We start from the raw sequence: 3,796 nt of genomic DNA on the forward strand, positions 1-3,796 counted from the left end.
CTGGAGGCGGAGGACGGCGCGGGCGGCCTCGCCCTGCTGCGGGGCGGGCGGGCGGTCGATCTGCTGGTGGCCGATGTCGGCCTGCCGGGGGGGATGAACGGGCGCCAGCTGGCCGACGCGGCGCGGCAGGACCAGCCGGCCCTCAAGGTGCTGCTGATCACCGGCTATGCCGAGGCGGCGGTGCTGGGGCCGGACCGCGCCGAGGCGCGGATGGAGCTGCTCACCAAGCCCTTCCGCCTCGCCGAGCTGCTGCGGCGGGTGGAGCGCCTGCTGGGCTGAGGCCGGCCGGGGCAGGGGGGCGGCGGTCCGCCCCCCCTTCCGGCGGAAGCCTCAGCCCTCGCCGGCGGCGAGCGCCTCCGCCACGCGGCGGGCAAAGGCCGCCGGGTCGCGCGGCGCGTCGCCATCCTGCACCCGGGCGAGGTCGAGCAGCATCCCCGCCGCCTCGGCCACGTCCTCGCCCGCCGCGGCGCGGGTGGCGAGCCGGCGGACCAGCGGGTGGCGCGGGTTGAGCTGCAGCACGGCGCGGTCCGGCCCCAGGGCGCGGCCGGCGCGGCGCAGCAGGCGCTGCATCTGCAGGTCCGGCCCGCCCGCCTCGGCGGAAAGCACCACGGCGCTGTCCACCAGCCGGTCGGTGGCCTGCACCTCGGTGACGTCGCCGGCCAGCGCCTCCTTCAGCTTCGGCAGCAGGGCGGAAAGGTCGGCCGCCTCGCCGGCCTCGCCCTCCAGCGGGATCTTCGAGAGATCGACCGGCCCCTGCGTGATGCTGCGGATCGGCTTGCCCTCGAAGCTGTCCAGCCGCTCGGGCCAGAAGGCGTCGAGCTGGTCGGACAGCAGCAGCACCTCCACGCCGCGGGCGCGGAAGCCCTCGAGCTGCGGGGACTTCGCCAGCGCCGCCGCGTCGTCGCCGGCCAGGATGTGGATGGCCTCCTGCTCCGGCTTCATGCGCGACACGTACTCGGCCAGCGAGGTCCAGCCCTCCACGGCGGAGGAGCGGAAGCGCAGCAGCCCCGCAACCTCCTGCCGGTGCTCGGCATCCTCCCAGATGCCTTCCTTCAGGATGGCGCCGAAATTCTCCCAGAAGCCGGCATAGGCTTCCGCATCCTTGGCGCGCGTCTTCAGCTCGGACAGCACGCGGTTGGTCACCGCCTTGCGGATGCGCGCCAGCGCCGGCGTCGCCTGCAGCATCTCGCGGCTGACGTTGAGCGGCAGGTCCTCCGTGTCCACCACGCCGTGCACGAAGCGCAGCCAGGGCGGCAGCAGCGCCGCCTCGTCGGTGATGAACATGCGCCGGACATGCAGCCGCACGCGGCTCTCGCGCTCGCCCTCCACCGCCTGGAAGGGCTTCATGCCGGGGATGAAGAGCAGCGCGGTGAACTCCACCGTGCCCTCGGCGCGCCAGTGCAGCGTGGCCCAGGGCTTGTCGAAGCTGTGCGCCACGTGGCGGTAGAACTCGGCGTAGCCTTCCTCCGAGATCTCCGACTTCGGCTTGCGCCACAGCGCCGTGCCCTCGTTGGCCGGCTCGTCCTTGCCGTCCCGCGCCACGGTGATGGGGATGGTGATGTGGTCCGCCCATTTGCGGATGATGGATTGCAGCCGCCAGGGGTCGAGGAACTCCTCCGCATCGGCCTTCATGTGCAGCACGATGTCGGTGCCCGCCGCGTCGCGGCTGGCCGGCGCCAGGGTGTAGTCGCCGCGGCCCTCCGAGGCCCAGACCCAGGCCTCCTCCTCGCCGGCGCGGCGGGAGGTGACCTCCACCCGCTCGGCCACCATGAAGGCGGAATAGAAGCCGACGCCGAACTGGCCGATCAGGCTCGGCTTCTCCGCCGCCGGCGCCTCGGCCAGCGACTTCGCGAAGGCCAGCGTGCCGGAGCGGGCGATGGTGCCGAGATGCTGCGCCAGCTCGGCCTTGCTCATGCCGATGCCGGGGTCCGAGAGGGTGAGGGTGCGCGCCGCCTTGTCCGGCACGATGCGCAGCCTGGCCTCGCCCTCCGGCATCAGCGCGGGGGTGGTCAGCGCCTCGAAGCGGCGGCGGTCCACCGCGTCGGCGGCGTTGGCCACCAGCTCGCGCAGGAAGATCTCGCGCTCCGAATACAGCGCATGGACGACGAGATCGAGAAGGCGGCCGACCTCGGCGCCGAATTCATGCCGCTCCAGGGCCTCGCTCACTGTGATGCTCCGCAATGGTTGTGTGTGGTGGTTGTGCCTCGGGCGGGGCGCGATATGTGCGGCCGCCCGCGTTGTTTCAAGCGGCCGCCGCCCGCCCTCAGGCGCGCTTCATCACCCGCCCGCCCTTCATGATCAGCGGCATGTGGCGGCCCTGGCCGGTCAGCAGGGACAGGTCGCGCAGCGGGTCGCCCTCCACCACGACCAGGTCGGCGAAGGCGCCCGGCGCCACCGTGCCGATCCTGCCCTCCATCCCGCACAGCCGTGCCGCGATGCTGGTGGCGGAGGCGATCACCAGCTGCGCCGGCAGCACCCGGCCGCGGATGACGAACTCCTCCGACTGGTGCCGGTGCATCGGGCCCAGCAGGTCGGAGCCATAGGCCATGGACAGCCCCGCCTCCTGCATGACGCGGAGCGACTCCATGCCGGCCAGCCGCACATGGTCCACCTTGCCCACCGCCTCGGCGCCGATGCCCAGCGCCTCGCCCTCTTCCGAGAGCTTGTCATAGGTGACGAGGGTCGGCACCGCGATGGCGCCCCGCTCGGCGGCGAGGCGCGCCGTCTCGGGGCGGATCAGGTTGCAGTGCTCCAGGGAATGGACGCCGCATTCCACGGCGCGGCGGATCGCCTCGTCCGTGTAGAGATGCGCGGAGACATAGGTGCCGGCGTTGCGCGCCTCCTCCACCGCCGCCCCGATCTCCTCGCGCGAGAAGCCCAGGAAGTGGATCGGGTCGGTGGGGGAGGCGACGCCGCCATTGGCCATGATCTTGATGAAGCGCGCGCCGCCCTTGATCTCCTGCCGCGCGGCGCGGCGAACCTCCGCCACCCCGTCGCACAGCCGCCCCAGCGCGCCGAGGCGCCCCTCGAACGGGCTCGGCGCGTTGTCGAAGGGCCCGCGGAAGTCGCAATGCCCGCCGCTCTGGCTCAGCGCCTTGCCGGAGATGACGAGGCGCGGCGCCGGGAACAGCCCTTCCCGCTCGGCCACCACCTGCCCGTGGTCGGCGCCGCCGACGTCGCGCACCGTGGTGAAGCCGCGCATCAGCATCTCGCCCATCAGCCGGATGGAGCGCGCCATGACCAGCGAATCCGGCAGCGTGGCGTTGCGCGCCAGGCTGGCCTCGACGGCCACGACATGCACATGCGCGTCGATCAGCCCCGGCATCAGCACCTTGCCGGCGAGGTCGATGACCTCGGCCCCCTCGGGCGCGCGGGCCGTGGCGGACACCTCGCGGATGGTGCCGCCCTCGATCACCACGCCCTGCGGCGCGGCGGGCTCGGGCGCGCTGCCGTCGACGATGCGGGCGTTCTTCAGGAAGAGGGTGCTCATGGCGCTTCTCACGGCTGTCTCCTGCTCAGGCACGGCGGGCCCCGAGGAGGAAGGCAGCCGCGGCGACCGGGAAGCAGCATCGCCTCCCGCGCCGCGCCGTCATAGCCCCGCGCCGGCAGCGGAGGCCAGCCGCCCCGCCTCCCAGGGGGGGCGGGACGATGACCCCGCCGCTGGGAAACGCCGCCGCCCATGCCGGCCGAAGAGAGGTGACGCGGCCCATGACGCCGCTTGCGCGGGTGCCTGTCGGGGAGGCGCGTGCCTCCGGAGCGGTGACGCCAGAGCCGCGCGACCCGGCGCTGTCGGGGT

Annotated in this window: 3 protein-coding genes; 1 reads left to right on the forward strand and 2 read right to left on the reverse strand. The window is 73.4% G+C overall.

Annotation, left to right across the window (positions count from 1 at the left end):
• The coding region (locus CR162_RS19455; RefSeq protein WP_141563249.1) for a response regulator at positions 1-279 on the forward strand (279 nt) is incomplete at its 5' end.
• Between the two features lie 51 nt (positions 280-330).
• Here CR162_RS19455 and htpG read toward each other — a convergent pair.
• Together htpG and CR162_RS19465 are read right to left on the reverse strand one after the other, a co-directional pair.
• Complete coding sequence (htpG, locus tag CR162_RS19460; protein ID WP_099097181.1) at positions 331-2,166, reverse strand: molecular chaperone HtpG; 1,836 nt, start codon at positions 2,164-2,166, stop codon at positions 331-333.
• A gap of 97 nt (positions 2,167-2,263) precedes the next feature.
• The gene (locus CR162_RS19465; RefSeq protein ID WP_099097182.1) at positions 2,264-3,490 is read right to left on the reverse strand and encodes a metal-dependent hydrolase family protein; all 1,227 of its coding nucleotides are present in this window, start codon (positions 3,488-3,490) and stop codon (positions 2,264-2,266) included.
• Between the last annotated feature and the right edge of the window lie 306 nt (positions 3,491-3,796).

It is taken from the genome of Teichococcus rhizosphaerae, assembly GCF_002631185.1.
In the GTDB taxonomy this organism is placed as follows: domain Bacteria; phylum Pseudomonadota; class Alphaproteobacteria; order Acetobacterales; family Acetobacteraceae; genus Pseudoroseomonas; species Pseudoroseomonas rhizosphaerae.

Coding starts and splice junctions, on each gene's coding strand:
- CR162_RS19465 (WP_099097182.1), bottom strand. CDS start 3,490: ATGAGCACCCTCTTCCTGAAGAACGCCCGCATCGTCGACGGCAGCGCG.